The organism is Streptomyces sp. 2323.1 (genome assembly GCF_900221035.1).
GTDB lineage: Bacteria > Actinomycetota > Actinomycetes > Streptomycetales > Streptomycetaceae > Streptomyces > Streptomyces sioyaensis.
This window is the reverse complement of sequence record NZ_LT907981.1, coordinates 2,546,111-2,563,882: the sequence shown is the minus strand read 5'-3', so window position 1 is coordinate 2,563,882 and position 17,772 is coordinate 2,546,111. Positions and strand designations below refer to the sequence as shown.

Below are 17,772 nucleotides of genomic sequence, written 5' to 3'. Positions count from 1 at the left end.
TACCGGCCGGGGAAGGCAAAGGTCAGTGCTCTTCCGCCGCAGGGGGCGCCGCGGTGACAAGTTCGGTCAGCACGCCGTGGCAGTCCTTGGGGTGCAGGAAGGTGATCCGCGACCCCATCGAACCCGTCCTGGGCTCGTCGTACAGGACCCGTACGCCCTTGCCGCGGATGGCCTCGGAGTCGCCGTCCACGTCCGCGGTGCCGAAGGCGATGTGATGGACGCCCTCGCCGTTCTTGGCAAGCCACTTGCCGACCGCGGAGTCCTCGCGGGTGGGCTCCAGAAGCTGGAGATACGAGGCACCGCCGTCCGAGGTTTCATTGATCTTGAGCATGGCTTCCCGGACTCCCTGCTCCTCGTTGACCTCGGAGTGGAACACCTCGAAGCCGTACGTGGCACGGTAGAACTCGACAGTCTTGTCGAGGTCGAAACAGGCGATCCCGATGTGGTCGATTCGCGTCAGCATGGCTCCAGTGCACCCCTCGCATGGCTGGTTACGCAACGTGCGCGCGATCACACCTGCTTCCCGGTGACCTGGCGCGTACTGCTCAGTACATTGACGAGAACCCTCGTTAACTTCCCTGCAAAGGAAGGCCGCACCGCATGTCTGCATCGAACGGCACCAACGGCAGCACCTCAGTGATCGTGGCGGGAGCGCGCACCCCCATGGGCCGGCTCCTGGGATCCCTGCGGACCTTCTCCGGCGCGGATCTGGGCGGCGTCGCCATCAAGGCGGCACTGGACCGGGCGGGCATCGGCGGCGATCAAGTGCAGTACGTGATCATGGGCCAGGTCCTCCAGGCCGGGGCAGGGCAGATCCCGGCGCGTCAGGCGGCCGTCAAGGCCGGCATCCCGATGAACGTCCCCGCCCTGACCATCAACAAGGTCTGCCTCTCCGGCCTCGACGCCATCGCGCTTGCCGACCAGCTCATCCGCGCCGGTGAGTTCGACGTCGTCGTCGCCGGCGGCCAGGAGTCCATGAGCAACGCCCCGCACCTGCTCCCGAAGTCCCGCGAGGGCTACAAGTACGGCGCCGTCGAGATGCTCGACGCGATGGCGCACGACGGCCTCACGGACGCCTTCGAGAACATCGCCATGGGCGAGTCGACCGAGAAGCACAACACCCGTTTGGGCATCGCCCGACCGGAGCAGGACGAGGTCGCCGCGCGCTCCCACCAGCGGGCCGCCGCCGCCCAGAAGAACGGGCTCTTCGAGGCCGAGATCACCCCCGTGGAGATCCCGCAGCGCAAGGGCGAGCCGGTCGTCTTCAGCAAGGACGAGGGCATCCGCGGCGAGACCACCGCCGAGTCGCTCGGCAAGCTGCGCCCGGCCTTCGCCAAGGACGGCACGATCACCGCCGGCAGCTCCTCGCAGATCTCCGACGGTGCTGCCGCGGTCGTCGTCATGAGCAAGGCCAAGGCCCAGGAGCTCGGCCTGGAATGGGTCGCGGAGATCGGCGCCCACGGCAATGTCGCCGGCCCCGACAACTCGCTCCAGTCCCAGCCCTCCAACGCCATCAACCACGCGCTGAAGAAGGACGGCCTGGCCGTCGAGGATCTTGATCTGATCGAGATCAACGAGGCGTTCGCGGCCGTCGCCGTGCAGTCGGTGAAGGACCTCGGAGTGTCGCCGGAAAAGGTGAATGTCAACGGCGGCGCGATTGCGCTGGGTCACCCGATCGGGATGTCCGGCGCCCGCATCGTGCTGCATCTGGCGCTGGAGCTGCGCCGGCGGGGCGGTGGCGTGGGTGCCGCCGCGCTCTGCGGTGGCGGTGGCCAGGGCGACGCTCTGATCATCCGCGTTCCGGGTAAGTAACCGACGAGCTCGTACGCCCCGGCGCGTACGAGCGGCCGATTCGCGTACGAGCGAGCCGAAGGAGCCGAGCGGCGATGGTGGACGTCCCCCAGCTGGTGGAACAGGCACGGCAGGGCCGGCCCAGGGCCGTGGCCCGGCTGATCTCCCTCGTGGAGGGGGCGTCGCCGGAGCTGCGCGAGGTGATGGCTGCCCTGGCGCCGCTCACCGGCAACGCGTATGTGGTCGGGCTGACCGGCTCGCCCGGCGTGGGGAAGTCCACCACCACCTCCGCGCTGGTGTCGGCCTATCGCAAGACCGGCAAGCGGGTCGGGGTGCTCGCCGTCGATCCGTCCTCGCCGTTCTCCGGGGGCGCGCTGCTCGGCGACCGGGTACGGATGAGCGAGCACGCGTCCGATCCCGGCGTCTACATCCGCTCGATGGCCACCCGTGGCCATCTCGGCGGGCTCGCCTGGGCCGCGCCGCAGGCGATCCGGGTGCTGGACGCGGCGGGGTGTGACGTGGTCCTCGTCGAGACGGTCGGCGTCGGGCAGTCCGAGGTGGAGATCGCCTCGCAGGCCGATACGAGCGTGGTGCTGCTCGCGCCCGGCATGGGCGACGGGATCCAGGCGGCCAAGGCCGGGATCCTGGAGATCGGTGACGTCTACGTGGTCAACAAGGCGGACCGGGACGGGGCCGATGCCACCGCCCGTGAGCTCAACCACATGCTGGGGCTGGGGGAGTCCCGGGCGCCCGGGGACTGGCGGCCGCCGATCGTCAAGACCGTTGCGGCGCGGGGGGAGGGCGTGGACGAGGTCGTCGAGGCGCTGGAGAAGCATCGGGCCTGGATGGAGGAGCGGGGGGTGCTGGCCGAGCGGCGCCGGGCGCGGGCGGCGCATGAGGTCGAGACGATCGCCGTTACGGCTCTGCGGGAGCGGATCGGGGATCTGCGGGGGGACCGGCGGCTGGATGCGTTGGCCGAGCGGATCGTTTCCGGGGAGATGGATCCGTATCGGGCGGCGGATTCGTTGGTGGATGGGTTGACGAATGGGGATTGAGCCGGGTGGCGCGGCTGGGGGCGTGGGTTGCCGTTGCGGCTGATGTGTTGCCGTCTGGCCGGTGGGGGCTGGGGCTTGGGCGGCGTGGGTTGCCGTTGCGGGTGTGCGTCCGGAGCGGTGGGGGCTGGTCTTTTGCGGGGTTCGTGAGTGCCGCTGGGGCCGGAGGGGACGCACCGGGGACCGTCCTCGGCGCGGGCGCATCTGGTCCGTGGGAATGATTGCACCGTTGTTCGCTCCGGGTCCTGCGGGCGGCCCCCGGTACATCCCCTCCGGCCTTCGTGCGTGCCCGGCTGCGGGCCGGTGGCACTGGCCGTTACCGCCCACATGCCGTGTGCGTCCGGCCAGTTGCCTGTCATGAGGCGGACGCGGTCGTGTCCGTAAGGGTGACCGGACAGCGCCGGAATTGTGGCGGCCAAAACGCCACGGCCCCCGTCCACCATGAGGGGGGCGGGAGCCGTGCCGAGTGGGGGCGTGGGTCAGTCGTCCGAGTCGTCGTTGTCGTCGTTGTCCTGCGACGGCGCTGCGCTCAGCTTGCCCGACTGCGGGTCGACCAGGAACGTGTGCTGCTTGCCGTCCTTGGTGACCGTTTCGACCTCCCAGGCGGCCTTGGCACCGTGGTCGTCGTCCAGTTCGACGGAGGTCACCGTGCCGTGGGGGGCCGCGGTACGGGCGGCGTCCGCTGCGGTGGTGCGGGCGTTCTTGAGGGCGGCGCGCTGCTGGGCGCGGTCGTCGTCGTCCCCGCGGTCGAGGTGCTGGTTCAGGACCCGGGCGGTGCCGGCGTCGAGGGTGAGTTCGTGCTGCTTGCCGTCCTTGCCGAGTACCTCCGCGTCCCAGACCAGGCCGGGGCGGTCCGCGTCCAGGTCGAGGGCGGTCACGGTGCCGGGGACGGCCTTGCGGGCAGCCGCCGCGGCGTCCGGTGCGGTCACCTTGGCGGCCTTCGCCTCGCGGAGGTCCCCCTGGCCGTCGGCGTCGTCCGCCATGGGGATGCTCGACCGGCCGTCCTGTACCTGGGCGGTGGACGCCTGCGTGTGGCGGGCGGTCTGCTGTGCCGAGGACTGGGCGCTGCCGGAGGCGCTGGCGCTGTTGGCCGCGACGGCGGTCACCGTGCCGCCCGCGACGAGGGCGGCTGCGGCGGCGGTGGCGATGATGAGGTGGCGCTTCATGTCGTTTCTTCCCTTGCGATCGACTGTGCCCACACCGTGACGGATCGAAGCTGAAGGGGAGCTGAAGCAGCCTGAAGGGGGCTTCAGGTTCCGGATGGCAGGGTGGGGCGCATGCACTCGCCCGTATCGCGCCACGCCCATCCCGGCGCCGCACGCCGCCCGTTCCGGCTCCTGATCGTCGAGGACGAGAAGCGGCTGGCGCTGTCGCTGGCCAAGGGCCTGATGGCCGAGGGATACGCGGTCGACGTGGTGCACGACGGTCTGGAGGGGCTGCAACGGGCGGGCGAGGGCGGCTACGACCTGCTCGTGCTCGACATCATGCTCCCGGGGATGAACGGCTACCGGGTGTGCGGGGCGCTGCGTGCCGCCGGGCACGAGATGCCGGTGCTGATGCTGACCGCCAAGGACGGCGAGTACGACGAGGCCGAGGGACTGGACACCGGCGCCGACGACTATCTGACCAAGCCGTTCTCGTACGTGGTGCTGGTGGCGCGGGTGAAGGCGCTGCTGCGCCGGCGCGGCCGGACCGCGGAGCCGGTGTTGCGGGTGGGGTCGCTCGCCGTCGACCAGGGGGCGCGGCGGGTCGAGCGGGACGGCGCCGACGTGGTGCTGACGGCGAAGGAGTTCGCCGTGCTGGAGCAGTTGGCGCTGCGGGCGGGCGAGGTGGTCTCCAAGGCGGAGATTCTGGAGCATGTCTGGGACTTCGCCTACGAAGGCGATGTCAACATCATCGAGGTGTATGTGAGTGCGTTGCGGCGCAAGCTCGGCGCCGGCCACATCGTGACGGTGCGCGGCGCGGGATACCGGCTGGTGGCCGATGGGTAGGGCGCTGGGCTCCGTACGGGCCAGGGCGGCGGCGGGTGCGACCGTGGTGGTGGCCCTGGCGCTGGTCGCCGCGGGGACGGCCGTACTGCTGGTGCTGCGGAGCCATCTGCAGAACCAGGCGGGGCTGCAGGCCGAGGTCAAGGCGCGGGAGGTGGCCGGCCAGATCGCGACGGGGACGCCGTACGACAAGCTGGACCTGCCGGACGGTGAGGACCGTCCCGTGGTGGTCACCGGCGGCGACGGGCGGGTGCTGGCCGTCGGTGAGGACGTGCGGGCCGTGGACGGGAAGTCCGTGGGGAAGGGGGCGGGGGGCTCCGGGGCGGGACGGTCGGCGGATGACGAGGACGGCGAGGACGACGGAGCGCGGCTCAAGCCCGGTGAGATCGATGACGACGTCGATTTCCGGGACGGGAACGCCGATGTCGACGGGAAGGTGGCCGGCTACCGGTTCGCGGCGGTCGAGGCCAAGGACAGCCGTGGGGCGGAGGTGACGGTGCGGGCGGGGTCGGCGCTGGCGCCGGAGGAGGATGCCGTCGCGTCGGTGCGCGACGCGATGCTGATCGGGCTGCCGCTGCTGCTCGTGGTGGTGGCGGGGGTGACCTGGCTGGTGACGCGGCGGGCGCTGCGGCCGGTGGAGGGGATCCGTGGGGAGATGGCCGCGATCACGGCGAGTACGGATCTGAGCCGGCGGGTGCCGGTGCCGTCGTCGCGGGACGAGATCGGGCGGCTGGCGCGTACCACCAACGAGACGCTGGCGGCGCTGGAGCTGTCCGTGGAGCGGCAGCGGCGGTTCGTCGCCGATGCCTCGCACGAGCTGCGCAGCCCGATCGCGAGTCTGCGCACCCAGCTCGAAGTGGCGGTGGCGCATCCGGAATTGCTGGATGTGCCGGGTGCGGTGGTGGACACCGTGCGGCTGCAGCGGCTGGCGGCGGATCTGCTGCTGCTGGCCCGGCTGGATGCGGGGGAGCGGCCGGCGGACACCCGGGTCGATCTCGCGGCGATGGTGCGCGAGGAGACCTCGCAGCGGGTCGCGGACCGGGTGCCGGTGCAGATCGGGGAGCTGGCGGGCGGGGAAGTGGCCGGGTCGCGCAGTCAGTTGGCGCGGGTGCTGGGGAATCTGCTGGACAATGCGCAGCGGCATGCCGCCGGGGTCGTACGGGTGGCCGTGGCGCGTGAGGGGGAGGACGTGGCGCTGCGGGTCGAGGACGACGGGCCCGGGGTGCCGGAGGGCGAGCGGGAGCGGATCTTCGAGCGGTTCGTGCGGCTCGACGACGCGCGGGCCCGGGACGACGGCGGGGCGGGGCTGGGGCTGGCCATCGCGCGGGATGTCGCGGTGCGGCACGGCGGCTCGTTGGCCGTGCGCACGGAGTCGGTGTTCGAGCTGCGGCTGCCGGTGGCCGGCTGAGCCCGGCCGGCCGGCCGGGCCCCGGCCCGCTCAGGGGGCCGAGGCCGACCGGTCAGACGCCGCCGCGCTCCGTGCGGAGGTGTTCGGCCACGGGAGTGAGCGAGGCGCGCAGCGCCTGGAGGTCCTCGGCCGAGAACAGGTCGATGAAGTGCTTGCGGACCGATGCGACATGGTGCGGGGCGACCCGGCGCATGGTGTCCCAGCCTTCCTCGGTGAGCACGGCGTACAGGCCACGGCGGTCCGACTCGCAGCTCTCGCGGCGCACCAGTCCGGCGTTCTCCATCCGGGTGATCTGGTGGGAGAGACGGCTCTTGGACTGCAGGGTGCTGGCGGCCAGGTCGCTCATCCGGAGCCGGCGGTCCTCGGCCTCGGACAGGTTGACCAGGATCTCGTAGTCGTTGTTCGTCAGGCCGAACGGTTGCAGATCGCGCTCGAGTTGGTGCATCAGCAGTCTGCTGACGTCCAGATGAGTGCGCCAGGCACGCTGCTCCTGGTCGGTCAGCCAGGGGGTGTCGCTGTCGGTCGTCATGGAGGAATTCTACCCGTAAATGTTGAATACTGAATTAAATGGGTGGGGGTGGCGACTTCGGCCGGCGGGGGGCCGGATGTTGGTCAGACGTTCGAGGTCACCGTCCGCAGAGTACCGCTCACAGCCCGAAGCGGCGCTGGAGGCTCCCGAGGTTGCCGGGCAACTGGGGCAGTTGTGAGCCACTTTGCGGGACGTGTCCGCCCCCGCCCGGAACGCCCGCTTCGGTGGGTACTGCCCCGGTTGCCAACTCCGGCATCAGCTGCTCCGTCGACTGCAACAGGACCGTGCCGGCGCCGACGAACTCGAATTGGTGCTCCTCGCCGGACGCCCCGCCGATGCCGGTGTGCGCCCGCAGCCCGCCCAGGAATCCCCGCAGGTACTGATGGTCGTAGTGGTGGCACGGGGACGGGCAGTCCGCCCAGCCGACGAGCGCCTGCGGGTCCACCCGGATCGGTGGCTCCATGAAGACCACCGGGCCGTTGGACGCGGCCACGAACTTGCCCGTACCGATGAGGGTGAGAAAGCCCGGGATGATGGACTGCTTCAGCGACAGAGATGGCTGAAATGCGAGCAGGTTGCCCGAGCGAATCGTCAGATTGCCGTCCTCCAGATCGAAGGAATTCACATCGAAGGCACGGTCCGCGAGCAGCATTTTTCCGCGGCCCTCGGCGACGACCCAGTCCGCGGCGTGCAGTGGCGAATGGAAACTGCCGGCGATCAGGCGGTCCAGACGGCCGTGTCCGATGCCGTGGAAGTCGATCTGCCCGTAGTAGGCGATCATCTTCCCCTTCTGCAGGAACCACTGGCCGTTCAGGTCGACGCTGAAGGTGTAGGCGTTGACGTTGTCGTCGGCGGGGAGGGAGGAGACGTCGTGGATGACGGGACCGGTCACAGCTTTTCCTCCGACGCCTGGACGTAGACGGTGCCCTGGCCCGACAGCTCCAGCTGGAAGGCCTCGCCCGAGCCGCGGCCGACCATGTCGCGCCAGCCGAGCGCCGTGGACAGTTTGTTGCGGACGTCGCCGCGGTGGGCGACATAGGCCTGGGGGTCGACGTGGACCGGGCGCTGGGGCGTGATCGGCAGTTCGATGACGCCGCCGTGCGCCATCACCGCGACCGAGCCGACGCCCTTGAGGGTCGTGGTGAACAGGCCCTGGCCGGTGACCTGGCCGCGCACCATGCCCATCACCCCGCCCTGGGAGCCCATGAACATCGTGCCCTGGTGCAGCGAGCCGTCGAAGGCCAGCAGCCGGTCGGCCTCGACGTAGAGCGTCTCGCCGGTCAGGTCGATGACGTGCACGTGATGGCCGCCGTGGCCGAACATGACCGTCGCGATGGGGGCACCTCCCTGGCCATTAAGGCCTTGGGGGACCTCGACGGTCATCAGGGGCGTGGCCTCGCCGGCGATCCGGCGGCCGATCATGGAGCCGACACCGCCCTGGCCGCCTTGGATGTTCGGGGTGAAGGAGACCTCGCCGCGGTAGGCGAGCATCGCGCCGCGCTGGCTGAAGAGCCGCTGGCCCGGGCCGATCCGGGCCTCCACCATGCGGGAGTTGAGCGCCGTGAACGGCATCAGATCTCACCGCCCACGGTGTTGCGCTCGCTGGGCTGGACGTAGACCAGGCCCTCGCCCTCGAAGCGGATCTGGAAGGCCTCGCCGGAGCCCTCCCCGAGGAAGGTGCGGAAGTTCACCCCGGACTGGAAGTGCTGGCGCAGGTCGCCGGTGTGGGCCACATACGCGCCCGGGTCGACCTGGAGGGGGGACTGCTTGGTGACCCGCAGCACCACCGCGGGCCCGTCGGAGATGATCGCCGCCTGGCCGCTGCCCTCGACGGTGGTGGTGAACAGGCCGTGGCCCTGGGAGGCGCCGCGCAGGCCGGTGAAGGTGGTGCCCGTACGCAGCGCGGCGTCCGTGCACAGCAGGTTGTCGGCCTCGACGTACAGCTTCTCGCCCTGCAGCCGGACGAGGTTGATCTCGCTGGCGCGGTCCGCGAAGTAGCAGGTGCCGTGGCCCTTCACCTCCATCACGGCCATCTGCTCACCCGTGAGCCGCCGGGTGACCATGCCGCGCAGGCCCTCGCCGCCGCCGGACATCTTCTTGAACGACATCTGGCCGTCGTACGCGACCATCACACCGTTTTTCGCCTTGACGGCGTCGCCCGTCATGTCGACGGCGAGCACCTTGCTCCCCTGGAGCCGAAACTGAGCCACGCATCAGACGGTAGTCGGCGCCGGCCGCCCGCGGCAGGCCCCGTGACCCTGACTTCGCCCTGATCTCCGGGCGGTGCGCGTCGGGGGCGCCGCCGGCCGCCAACCCCCGGCGCAGTGATCGCCGGGGCGGCTGTAACAATGGGGCGAAGCTTGTGAACTCTTGCACAAGCAGTTTGCTCCTCGCCCGCCGCCACCCGAACGAGGTTCCCGTGGACATCAAGACCGCTGCCGCCCTGCACCGACTGCGCCTGGCCTCCGTCCCGGAGGCGCTCTCCTTCCCGGCGCTGCTGATCTTCGGCACCGGCTTCCGCCTGGCCTTCGACTACGACTCCCTGGTGATGCCGCTCGGTCTGATCCACGGACTGCTCTTCATCACCTATGTGGTGCTGCTGCTGGACGTGTGGAACCGCACGAAGTGGTCCTTCAAGCGCGTCGCCTTCTTCTTCGTGCTGGCGATCGTGCCGTTCGGCGGCCTCTACGGGGACCGGGTCCTCAAGCGTGAAGAGGAGGCCGGCGTGATCGCCGCCCGCGCCCGCAAGGAAGGTGTGCTGAACGCATGATCGTCGCCTTCTCCGTGAGCCCGCTGGGCGTCGGCGAGGACGTCGGTGAGTACGTCGCCGACGCGGTCCGGGTCGTCCGCGAGTCGGGTCTGCCGCACCGTACGGACGCGATGTTCACCTCCATCGAGGGCGAATGGGACGAGGTCATGGACGTCGTCAAGCGCGCGGTCGCGGCCGTCGAGGCCCGCTCCGCGCGGGTCTCGCTGGTGCTCAAGGCCGATATCCGGCCCGGTGTCACGGACGGACTGACGTCGAAGGTGGAGACCGTGGAGCGGTATCTCGCCGACGGCTCCTGACCGGGCGGCCCGCCCCGCGCCTCAGCCGCCCGCCGCCAGCGTGATCCCCAACGGCGTGCGCTCGTAGTGCACCTGGTGTCCGTGCCGGCGCGAGGTCAGCAGCCCGGCGTCGCGCAGCACGGACAGATGCCCCGAGACGGAGGACGCCGCCAGGCCCAGGCGGTGGGCCAGGTCCGTCGTGGTCGAGGGCGTGTCGAGGGCGGCCAGTACGGCGGCGCGGTTCGCCCCCAGCAGCCGCGCGAGCGCCGGGCCGGTCTCCGGCTCGGTCCACAGCCCGCCGATGCCGCGCGCCGGATAGATGACGGTGGGCTGCCACGGCGGGTCGAACCCGCTGACCACGTCCGGCCAGACGAAGACGCTGGGCAGCAGCAGGACCCCACGGCCGTCCAGATCCTGTATCTGGACGAAGTCGGTACGGGTGCGGACGGTGAGGGTGTCGCCCGACCAGGACAGCCGCGGATGCAGATCGGCGAACAGCCGCTGCAGCCCGCCGCCCGCCAACTGCCGTGACCGGTAGGCGATCTCGGCCTCCAGCAGCGCCCGCAGCCGGGGCCAGTCCGGGGCGAGCAGCGCCCGCCAGGCCCGTTCGGTGACCTCGGCCAGCTCACGGACCGCCCGTGCCGGGTCCGCCAGCGCCGCCCGGCCGCGCGCCGAGTGCGCGGCCTCCGGCCGGCCCGCCAGCGACTTGGCCATCTCGGCGCGGGCCAGGGCCGGATCGGTGGCACGCAGCCGGGCCAGCTCCTCGTCGAAGCCGGCCATCGGGGTGTCCGGTGGACGGCCCAGGAAGTCGGGGGTGTAGCCCGGGGGCGACGACGGCATGAAGAGCCACAACGGTGCCAGGTCCAGGCCGGCCAGGGTCCGGCGCATCCGGCGCAGCCACGGGGCGTGATAGCCGTGCCGGTCGGTGCGGCGCAGGGTGCGTACGGCCTCATGGGTCTCACACAGCGGCGAGACGGCGAACCGGACGCGGAGAAGGTCGTCGGCGCCGAAGTGGAGGTTCACCGGCATGGCTGGGCTCGCTCCCCTCCCGGACCCAGGATTCGGCTGGAGCCGAAAGAGTACGGGGCGCGGGCGGCCTCCGGCAGGCTGCGGCCATGCCGTCGCCCTCCGGGCCCGCGCCGTCGGGCCGTACCCCCGCCTGCCCTGACGGCGCCCGTGCCGCGGGCGGCGCTCCGCGCGCCGACGAGGCCCGCCCGGCCGGGTACCGCGCCGTCTTCGCCGTCCATGAATTCCGGTACGTCTTCGCCGCGCATCTGCTGTCCTCGCTCGGCGTGGTCGTCTGCGAGCTCGCGCTGTCCGTACTGGTCTTCCGGATCACCGCGTCGCCACTGCTCAGCGCGCTGACCTTTGCGCTGGGGCTGCTGCCGTACGCGGTCGGCGGGACGCTGCTGTCGGCGGTCGCCGACCGGTGCCCGGCCCGGCGGGTGCTGGTCGCCTGCGATCTGCTGTGTGCCCTCGCGGCGGCCGGGATGGTGCTGCCGGGCACGCCGGTCGCGGTCCTGCTGGCGCTGCGCTGTGTGCTCGCCGCCATCGCCCCGGTCTTCGCCGGTACCCGGGCCGCGACGCTGGGTGAGACCCTCGGCGAGGGGGACCTCTTCGTACTGGGGCGCTCGGTGATCCGCCTGGTGAACCAGGGCGCCCAGCTCGCCGGGTTCGCGGCGGGCGGGCTGCTGCTCGCCGCGGTGACCCCGCGGGCGGTGCTCGCGCTCACCGCGGGCACGTTCCTCGCCTCGGCCTTGCTGCTGCGGCTGGGGACCCGGGCCCGGCCGGCCCGCCGCAAGGTGCGGGGCGCCGGGCGCGGTGCGCTGCTGGGGGCCTCACTGGGCGGTGTCCGGCGGCTGCTGGCCGACCGCCGGGTGCGGGCGCTGCTGCTGCTGACATGGCTGCCGCCGGCCTTCGTCGTCGTCCCGGAGGCGCTGCTGGTGCCCTACTCCGGCCTGCTGGGGGTGGGACCGGCCGGGACGGGCCTGCTGCTGTGCAGCATGCCCATCGGTGCGGTGGTCGCGGAGAGCCTGGTGGGCGCGTTCCTCGGGCCGCGGGCCCGGGCCCGGCTGACCTTCCCCATGGGCGTCTTCGCCGTCCTGCCCTCCCTCGGGTTCGCCGCGCGGCCCTCGCTCGGCTGGGCGGTGCTGCTGCTGGTGCTGACCGGCACCGGGATCTCGTACAACTTCGGCGTCGACCGCTGGTTCGTCGCCGCGGTCCCCGAGGAGCTGCTGGGCCAGGCGATGACGGTGATGCACGCGGGGCGGATGACCGTGATGGGGCTCGCGATGGGGCTGGCCGGGGTGGCCGCGCAGTGGGCGCCCCTGCGGGTCGTGATGCCGGCCGCGGGAGTCGTGGGGGCGGTCTGCGTACTGGCGGTGATCTGCGAAGTCCGGCGTACGGCGCCGGGGCCGGACCGGGCGCCCGCCGGGCCGGTGCGCGGAAGGGCCGGGCCGGTGGTGCGTGGAGGGGCCGGGCCGGCGGCCGGGACCGAAAAATGAGACGCGCCTGACCACCATATGGCCGCCCGGTAGGGTCGGACGCGTGCCGAAGCCGCTCAGCCTTGCCTTCGATCCCATCGCGCGCGCCGACGAACTGTGGCGGCAGCGATGGGGTGCCGTGCCGTCGATGGCCGCCATCACCTCGATCATGCGCGCCCATCAGATCCTGCTGTCCGAGGTGGACGCGGTGGTCAAGCCGTACGGGCTGACCTTCGCCCGGTACGAGGCGCTGGTGCTGCTGACCTTCTCCAAGGCCGGTGAGCTGCCGATGTCCAAGATCGGTGAGCGGCTCATGGTGCATCCGACCTCGGTGACCAACACCGTCGACCGCCTGGTCAAGTCCGGCCTCGTCGCCAAGCGGCCCAACCCGAACGACGGACGGGGCACGCTCGCCACCATCACCGAAAAGGGCCGTGAGGTGTGTGACGCGGCGACCCGCGATCTGATGGCGATGGACTTCGGGCTCGGGACGTACGACGACGAGGAGTGCGCGGAGATCTTCGCGCTGCTGCGGCCGCTGCGGGTGGCGGCGGCCGACTTCAAGGACGAGTGACCCGCCTTCCGTTTCGCAGGGGGCGGCGAAGATCGCCCCGGAACCGGTGGTTACGCTCGGGGCATGAAGCGAAGCGTCCTGACCCGCTACCGGGCGATGGCCTACGCCACCGCCGTGATGCTGCTCGTGCTCTGCACCTGCATGGTGTTCAAGTACGGCTTCGGGATGGGGAAGGACCTCACCCTGGTCGTCTCCCAGATCCACGGCGTGCTCTACATCGTCTACCTGATCTTCGCCTTCGACCTGGGCTCCAAGGCCAAGTGGAAGTTCGGCAAGCTGCTGTGGGTGCTGATCGCCGGCACGATCCCCACCGCCGCGTTCTTCGTCGAGCGCCAGGTGGTCCGCGAGATCGAGCCGCTGCTCGCCGCTGAGACGCCGGAGCCGGTGAAGGCCTGACGGCGGGCTTGCCCCTTCTGGCGTCGGCCCGCCCCTGCTGACCGTGGGCCCCTTCTGACGCGCCTGTCCCCCGAGGACGGGCGCGTTTTCCGTATCCCGTATTCCCTGCGCCTCCAGTTACGGAAAGTGACGGAAGTGACGCATGCGGCGACTTGACCCCCGCTCCCGTCGACAAGTACTAGGACGTCCTAGTAAATTCGAAGGTATGGACGCTGACGCGATCGATGAGGGCCGCCGCCGCTGGCAGGCTCGGTACGACTCCGCCCGTAAGCGGGACGCGGACTTCACCACGCTCTCCGGCGATCCCGTCGAGCCGGCGTACGGGCCCCGGCCGGGCGATGCGGTCGAGGGGTTCGAGCGGATCGGCTGGCCGGGTGAGTACCCCTTCACGCGGGGGCTGTACGCGACCGGCTACCGCGGGCGGACCTGGACGATCCGCCAGTTCGCCGGCTTCGGCAACGCCGAGCAGACCAACGAGCGCTACAAGATGATCCTCAAGGCCGGTGGTGGCGGCCTCTCCGTGGCCTTCGACATGCCGACCCTGATGGGGCGGGACTCCGACGACCCGCGGTCGCTCGGCGAGGTCGGCCACTGCGGCGTCGCCATCGACTCCGCCGCCGACATGGAGGTCCTCTTCAAGGACATCCCGCTCGGTGACGTCACGACCTCGATGACGATCTCCGGACCGGCCGTCCCGGTCTTCTGCATGTACCTCGTCGCCGCCGAGCGGCAGGGCGTCGACCCGGCCGTCCTCAACGGCACGCTCCAGACGGACATCTTCAAGGAGTACATCGCGCAGAAGGAGTGGCTCTTCCAGCCCGAGCCGCATCTGCGGCTGATCGGCGACCTGATGGAGCACTGTGCGCACGGCATTCCCGCGTACAAGCCGCTCTCGGTCTCCGGCTACCACATCCGCGAGGCGGGCGCGACGGCCGCGCAGGAGCTGGCGTACACGCTGGCCGACGGCTTCGGCTATGTGGAGCTGGGCCTCTCCCGCGGCCTGGACGTCAACACCTTCGCCCCCGGCCTGTCCTTCTTCTTCGACGCGCACCTCGACTTCTTCGAGGAGATCGCCAAGTTCCGGGCGGCGCGCCGGATCTGGGCCCGCTGGATGCGCGACGTGTACGGCGCGACGAGCGAGAAGGCGCAGTGGCTGCGCTTCCACACCCAGACCGCCGGCGTCTCGCTGACCGCCCAGCAGCCGTACAACAACGTCGTACGCACCGCCGTCGAGGCCCTGGCGGCCGTGCTCGGCGGCACCAACTCGCTGCACACCAACGCCCTGGACGAGACCCTGGCGCTGCCCAGCGAGCAGGCCGCGGAGATCGCGCTGCGCACCCAGCAGGTGCTGATGGAGGAGACCGGCGTCGCCAATGTCGCCGATCCGCTGGGCGGTTCGTGGTTCATCGAGTCGCTGACCGACCGGATCGAGGCGGACGCCGAGAAGATCTTCGAGCAGATCAAGGAGCGCGGCCGGCGGGCGGTCCCGACCGGCGAGCACCCGATCGGCCCGATGACCTCCGGCATCCTGCGCGGCATCGAGGACGGCTGGTTCACCGGCGAGATCGCCGAATCCGCCTTCCGGTATCAGCAGGCGCTGGAGAAGGACGAGAAGAAGGTCGTCGGCGTCAACTGCCACGAGGGTTCGGTCACCGGCGATCTGGAGATCCTCCGGGTCAGCCATGAGGTCGAGCGCGAGCAGGTACGGGTGCTCGCCTCCCGCAAGGCGGCGCGCGACGACGCCCGGGTGCAGGCCGCACTGAAGACGATGCTGGACGCCGCCCGCGACGGCGGCAACATGATCGAGCCGATGCTCGCGGCCGTACGGGCCGAGGCGACGCTCGGCGAGATCTGCGGCGCGCTGCGCGACGAGTGGGGCGTCTACACCGAGCCGGCCGGTTTCTGAGGTCTGAGCACTGAACTCTGGTTCGTGGGGCGGGGCCGTCGCGCCGACGGCCCCGCCCTCCCCGCGTCTCAGCTGCCGGAAGTGAGGGCGTAGCCGCGGACCGGGGGCCTGGCTGGCGGGAGGAGCGGCGCCGGCTCAGCCGGACAGGGTGGACGCGAGCACGGGACTGAGGGCCATGCCGACGAGGGCCACTGCCGCGATGGTGATCACGACCGGGCGGGTCGCCGTGCCCTTGGTCGTACGCCAGGTTTCCTTCAGGGTCATGCCGTTCTTGTCGAAGCGTGTGATGAACCAGAAGAGCACAAAGGCGTCAACGAGAAGCGCCGCGAAGCCGATGAGGAACTGCTTCGTGGCCTCGCGGGGGCTGTTCAGCAAGACGGAAGCGCCGGTCCGCTGAGTCGAAAATTGATTCCCCTTGGGGTACGCCTTTTCCAGATCGCTCATAAAGGAATTGTCGTCGATCGCGATCTTGTTGTCGGTCGGGCGGAATATCCCGGTGCAGGTGTAGCTGTGTGAGGTTGAACCGCTGACGTGACCCTTCTTGCCGGAAGTGCTGTGATGGGTGACGAGATGGCACTCCCTGACCGTGAATGTTCCATGCGTGCCCACGACGCCCGTCTGGGTCAGCCCCAGCCAAAGGAAGAGGCAACTCGCCGCCACCAGCATCACGATGGAGAGGAGGTGGAGGAACCGGCCCCACAGTCTCTTCACTTCGGCTACGCGTCCAGACTGGGACATGGCGGATATTTCCTTTTCTCTTCGCTTCGGGGAGTCGGGGAAACCGCTGTTGGGGTTTCCGTCGCGGAACGGGTGACGCGCCGAATATGGAGATGATCTTCACGTCCCTCCCACTTGGCGGCCGCGGCCATCAGATACCGTACGCCATTGGACTTAGCAATCCTTGCGAGATCCGTACGCATTCTTGTCAACTCGCGTGAACGCAGATCAGGGGGACCCGTGGCAGGCGCCGGGTACGACGTGGATCCAGCCGTCCTCAAGGCGCAGGGCGGTGCCTTCAAGGACATTGGTTCCGATTTCAGCGGTGCTGCCAAGAAGTTGGCGGCCACGCTCAAAGAGGCCGAGGACTGGGGCGACGACGATCTCATCAAGTACTTTATGGACGTCTACTCGCCGGTGAGTGCCGGTCTCGTCGAGTCGATGCCCACCCTCGGTGAAGGTCTCTCCGCGATCGGGGAAAAGCTGGAGGCGACGGGCGAGCATTACGCCACCACCGAGCGGGATCAGCACGATCACCTTGCCAAGTACGCGGCGAGCCGCCCCAAATTCGCGAATTGACGCCGATTCAACTCGGTACACCCCCCACATACACCCCATAGACCAACGAAAATACGCTTCCCGGGGGAGTGAGTCATAGTGGCCACCATCATGCTTCCAGTCGAGGTCGACTGGGTCCTCGATCTACTGGGCTTCCAATGGCCCAATATCGACGAGGACAAGATGCGCGACGCGGCCGAGGCCTGGAGTAACTTCGCCGCCTCCGTTCGTTCGGCCCAGCAGCAGGGCGACGGCGCTGCCAGCACGGTGCGCGGCGCCAACACCGGAGACGCGATCGAGGCGTTCGACAACAAGTGGAGGAAGTTCTCCGGCGACGGCTTCCTCGATGAGTCCGCCGAGGCCGCCGAAGCGCTCGCCATCGTGCTCCAAATTGTGGCCACGATCATCATGGTGATGAAGCTCGCGGTGATTGCCCAACTCATCGCGCTGGCCTTTGAGTTCGCGGCGGCCCAGGCTGCCGCGCCGGTCACGCTCGGGGCCTCCGAGGCCGGGGCGGCCGCCGCCACGGCGACGACCAGGGTCATGGTCCGCCAGATCATCAGCAAGGCGAAGACCCAGATCCTCCAGGCCATCAAGGACGCCCTCGCCAAGAAGGTGAAGCGGTCGGGCAAGGAGATGGTGGCCGACCTCGCCAAGGAAATGGGCATCGACGTCGGCAAGAAGCTCGTCGGGAACCTCGCTACGCAGGGGATCAAGAGCCACTTCGGGGCGCAGAAGGGCTTCAGCTTCAGAGCTGCGGGTGAGGCCGTGACCAAGCCCTTTGTCGACAAGGGGACAGAGGTCGTCGACGCCTACCACGGTATGGGCGAGGTCAAGGACGGTCTCGGAAAGATGGCGCACGGCGATGTCCTCGAGGGCGCCAAGCAGGCCTACGAGGGGGAGCAGAAGGCCGCCAAGGTAGCCAAGACCGTCCGCGGCATCACCCACAAGGACGCTGAGCCGACCGCCTCGGGTGACGGTACGTCGTCGGAAGGCGGCGACGGCGGCTCGTCCGAGGGCGGCTCCGGCTCCTCGTCGTCCTCCTCCTCGTCCGAGGGTGGCTCCGGCAGCTCGTCCGAGGGCGGGTCGCAAGGCTCGTCCAGCAGCGGCTCCGGCGGCTCCTCCGAGGGCGGCTCCAGCGGATCCTCCGAAGGCGGCTCCGGCGGCTCGTCCTCCTCCGGCAGCGGCTCCGACGGCTCGAACCCGTCGTCCGCCGCGTCCGCGGGCGGAGCTGCCAGGTCCCGCGCCGAGAGCAACACCAACACCGACAACGACGGCGGCCAGGACGAGGCCGCACGCGTCCGCAACGCATTCGGCTGACGCAG

The 17,772-nt window shown here is 70.2% G+C and carries 20 protein-coding genes; 12 read left to right on the top strand and 8 right to left on the bottom strand.

Annotated features, from left to right (window positions below):
• Nucleotides 1–22 precede the first annotated feature (22 nt).
• Nucleotides 23–463, bottom strand: a complete 441-nt coding sequence (gene mce, locus CPH93_RS10340; protein WP_006603065.1) for a methylmalonyl-CoA epimerase — start codon at nt 461–463, stop codon at nt 23–25.
• A gap of 173 nt (nt 464–636) precedes the next feature.
• Here mce and CPH93_RS10335 point away from each other — a divergent pair, with 173 nt between their 5' ends.
• Entirely contained in the window at nt 637–1,812 is a 1,176-nt protein-coding gene (locus tag CPH93_RS10335) for an acetyl-CoA C-acetyltransferase (protein ID WP_096215379.1), read from the top strand.
• Nucleotides 1,813–1,886: 74 nt separating this feature from the next.
• A complete protein-coding gene (gene meaB / locus CPH93_RS10330; RefSeq protein WP_006603063.1) occupies nt 1,887–2,846 on the top strand; it encodes a methylmalonyl Co-A mutase-associated GTPase MeaB in 960 nt (319 codons plus the stop codon).
• A 476-nt stretch (nt 2,847–3,322) separates the two neighbouring features.
• Here the strand turns inward: meaB and CPH93_RS10325 are convergent, their stop codons facing one another.
• The gene (locus tag CPH93_RS10325; protein WP_096212619.1) at nt 3,323–4,009 is read right to left on the bottom strand and encodes a PepSY domain-containing protein; all 687 of its coding nucleotides are present in this window, start codon (nt 4,007–4,009) and stop codon (nt 3,323–3,325) included.
• Between the two features lie 111 nt (nt 4,010–4,120).
• On the opposite strand from CPH93_RS10325, the gene CPH93_RS10320 reads away from it, so the two are divergent.
• Nucleotides 4,121–4,834, top strand: coding sequence for a response regulator transcription factor (locus CPH93_RS10320; RefSeq protein WP_093485208.1), 714 nt, complete (start codon nt 4,121–4,123; stop codon nt 4,832–4,834).
• On the top strand, nt 4,827–6,239 hold the full coding sequence (locus CPH93_RS10315) for a sensor histidine kinase (RefSeq protein ID WP_443031436.1): 1,413 nt from the start codon (nt 4,827–4,829) through the stop codon (nt 6,237–6,239). Before CPH93_RS10320 ends, CPH93_RS10315 begins: the two co-directional genes overlap by 8 nt.
• A 52-nt stretch (nt 6,240–6,291) precedes the next feature.
• Here CPH93_RS10315 and CPH93_RS10310 read toward each other — a convergent pair whose 3' ends face one another.
• The 4 genes from CPH93_RS10310 to CPH93_RS10295 all read right to left on the bottom strand — a co-directional run bounded on the left by CPH93_RS10310 (nt 6,292) and on the right by CPH93_RS10295 (nt 8,978).
• A complete protein-coding gene (locus CPH93_RS10310; protein WP_006603059.1) occupies nt 6,292–6,768 on the bottom strand; it encodes a MarR family winged helix-turn-helix transcriptional regulator in 477 nt (158 codons plus the stop codon).
• Nucleotides 6,769–6,886: 118 nt separating this feature from the next.
• The gene (locus tag CPH93_RS10305; RefSeq protein ID WP_096212618.1) at nt 6,887–7,660 is read right to left on the bottom strand and encodes an AIM24 family protein; all 774 of its coding nucleotides are present in this window, start codon (nt 7,658–7,660) and stop codon (nt 6,887–6,889) included.
• Nucleotides 7,657–8,340, bottom strand: a complete 684-nt coding sequence (locus CPH93_RS10300) for an AIM24 family protein (RefSeq protein ID WP_093485210.1) — start codon at nt 8,338–8,340, stop codon at nt 7,657–7,659. Before CPH93_RS10300 ends, CPH93_RS10305 begins: the two co-directional genes overlap by 4 nt.
• Entirely contained in the window at nt 8,340–8,978 is a 639-nt protein-coding gene (locus CPH93_RS10295; RefSeq protein ID WP_093485211.1) for an AIM24 family protein, read from the bottom strand. Before CPH93_RS10295 ends, CPH93_RS10300 begins: the two co-directional genes overlap by 1 nt.
• A gap of 209 nt (nt 8,979–9,187) precedes the next feature.
• Here CPH93_RS10295 and CPH93_RS10290 point away from each other — a divergent pair, with 209 nt between their 5' ends.
• Nucleotides 9,188–9,538, top strand: coding sequence for a DUF3817 domain-containing protein (locus CPH93_RS10290; RefSeq protein WP_093485212.1), 351 nt, complete (start codon nt 9,188–9,190; stop codon nt 9,536–9,538).
• On the top strand, nt 9,535–9,834 hold the full coding sequence (locus tag CPH93_RS10285) for an MTH1187 family thiamine-binding protein (RefSeq protein WP_093485213.1): 300 nt from the start codon (nt 9,535–9,537) through the stop codon (nt 9,832–9,834). The genes CPH93_RS10290 and CPH93_RS10285 overlap by 4 nt, the downstream gene beginning before the upstream one ends.
• A 21-nt stretch (nt 9,835–9,855) precedes the next feature.
• Here the strand turns inward: CPH93_RS10285 and CPH93_RS10280 are convergent, their stop codons facing one another.
• Nucleotides 9,856–10,842 (bottom strand): ArsR/SmtB family transcription factor, encoded by a 987-nt coding sequence (locus tag CPH93_RS10280; RefSeq protein ID WP_096212617.1) that lies wholly within the window; start codon nt 10,840–10,842, stop codon nt 9,856–9,858.
• An 86-nt stretch (nt 10,843–10,928) separates the two neighbouring features.
• Between CPH93_RS10280 and CPH93_RS10275 the strand changes: the two genes are divergently transcribed.
• The 4 genes from CPH93_RS10275 (at nt 10,929) to CPH93_RS10260 (ending at nt 15,172) form a co-directional block, all read left to right on the top strand.
• Nucleotides 10,929–12,317: an MFS transporter gene (locus CPH93_RS10275; protein ID WP_096212616.1), complete on the top strand. Its 1,389-nt coding sequence runs from the start codon at nt 10,929–10,931 to the stop codon at nt 12,315–12,317.
• Between the two features lie 43 nt (nt 12,318–12,360).
• Complete coding sequence (locus tag CPH93_RS10270; RefSeq protein WP_093485216.1) at nt 12,361–12,870, top strand: MarR family winged helix-turn-helix transcriptional regulator; 510 nt, start codon at nt 12,361–12,363, stop codon at nt 12,868–12,870.
• Nucleotides 12,871–12,933: 63 nt separating this feature from the next.
• Complete coding sequence (locus CPH93_RS10265; protein ID WP_093485217.1) at nt 12,934–13,266, top strand: DUF3817 domain-containing protein; 333 nt, start codon at nt 12,934–12,936, stop codon at nt 13,264–13,266.
• Nucleotides 13,267–13,471: 205 nt separating this feature from the next.
• Nucleotides 13,472–15,172, top strand: coding sequence for an acyl-CoA mutase large subunit family protein (locus tag CPH93_RS10260; protein WP_096212615.1), 1,701 nt, complete (start codon nt 13,472–13,474; stop codon nt 15,170–15,172).
• A 135-nt stretch (nt 15,173–15,307) separates the two neighbouring features.
• Here CPH93_RS10260 and CPH93_RS10255 read toward each other — a convergent pair whose 3' ends face one another.
• On the bottom strand, nt 15,308–15,910 hold the full coding sequence (locus CPH93_RS10255) for a hypothetical protein (protein ID WP_096212614.1): 603 nt from the start codon (nt 15,908–15,910) through the stop codon (nt 15,308–15,310).
• Nucleotides 15,911–16,129: 219 nt separating this feature from the next.
• Between CPH93_RS10255 and CPH93_RS10250 the strand changes: the two genes are divergently transcribed.
• Both CPH93_RS10250 and CPH93_RS35730 read left to right on the top strand, forming a co-directional pair.
• Nucleotides 16,130–16,468 (top strand): hypothetical protein, encoded by a 339-nt coding sequence (locus CPH93_RS10250; protein WP_096212613.1) that lies wholly within the window; start codon nt 16,130–16,132, stop codon nt 16,466–16,468.
• A gap of 90 nt (nt 16,469–16,558) precedes the next feature.
• Nucleotides 16,559–17,767 (top strand): WXG100 family type VII secretion target, encoded by a 1,209-nt coding sequence (locus tag CPH93_RS35730; RefSeq protein WP_159394988.1) that lies wholly within the window; start codon nt 16,559–16,561, stop codon nt 17,765–17,767.
• The last annotated feature ends 5 nt before the right edge of the window (nt 17,768–17,772 follow it).

What these genes read in the sequence shown, in the direction of transcription:
- CPH93_RS10280 (WP_096212617.1), bottom strand. Translation starts at nt 10,842, where the DNA reads ATGCCGGTGAACCTCCACTTCGGCGCCGACGACCTTCTCCGCGTCCGG.
- CPH93_RS35730 (WP_159394988.1), top strand. Translation starts at nt 16,559, where the DNA reads ATGCTTCCAGTCGAGGTCGACTGGGTCCTCGATCTACTGGGCTTCCAA.
- CPH93_RS10260 (WP_096212615.1), top strand. Translation starts at nt 13,472, where the DNA reads ATGGACGCTGACGCGATCGATGAGGGCCGCCGCCGCTGGCAGGCTCGG.
- CPH93_RS10320 (WP_093485208.1), top strand. Translation starts at nt 4,121, where the DNA reads ATGCACTCGCCCGTATCGCGCCACGCCCATCCCGGCGCCGCACGCCGC.
- CPH93_RS10255 (WP_096212614.1), bottom strand. Translation starts at nt 15,910, where the DNA reads ATGTCCCAGTCTGGACGCGTAGCCGAAGTGAAGAGACTGTGGGGCCGG.
- meaB (WP_006603063.1), top strand. Translation starts at nt 1,887, where the DNA reads ATGGTGGACGTCCCCCAGCTGGTGGAACAGGCACGGCAGGGCCGGCCC.
- CPH93_RS10315 (WP_443031436.1), top strand. Translation starts at nt 4,827, where the DNA reads ATGGGTAGGGCGCTGGGCTCCGTACGGGCCAGGGCGGCGGCGGGTGCG.
- CPH93_RS10275 (WP_096212616.1), top strand. Translation starts at nt 10,929, where the DNA reads ATGCCGTCGCCCTCCGGGCCCGCGCCGTCGGGCCGTACCCCCGCCTGC.
- mce (WP_006603065.1), bottom strand. Translation starts at nt 463, where the DNA reads ATGCTGACGCGAATCGACCACATCGGGATCGCCTGTTTCGACCTCGAC.
- CPH93_RS10310 (WP_006603059.1), bottom strand. Translation starts at nt 6,768, where the DNA reads ATGACGACCGACAGCGACACCCCCTGGCTGACCGACCAGGAGCAGCGT.
- CPH93_RS10300 (WP_093485210.1), bottom strand. Translation starts at nt 8,340, where the DNA reads ATGCCGTTCACGGCGCTCAACTCCCGCATGGTGGAGGCCCGGATCGGC.
- CPH93_RS10285 (WP_093485213.1), top strand. Translation starts at nt 9,535, where the DNA reads ATGATCGTCGCCTTCTCCGTGAGCCCGCTGGGCGTCGGCGAGGACGTC.
- CPH93_RS10265 (WP_093485217.1), top strand. Translation starts at nt 12,934, where the DNA reads ATGAAGCGAAGCGTCCTGACCCGCTACCGGGCGATGGCCTACGCCACC.
- CPH93_RS10325 (WP_096212619.1), bottom strand. Translation starts at nt 4,009, where the DNA reads ATGAAGCGCCACCTCATCATCGCCACCGCCGCCGCAGCCGCCCTCGTC.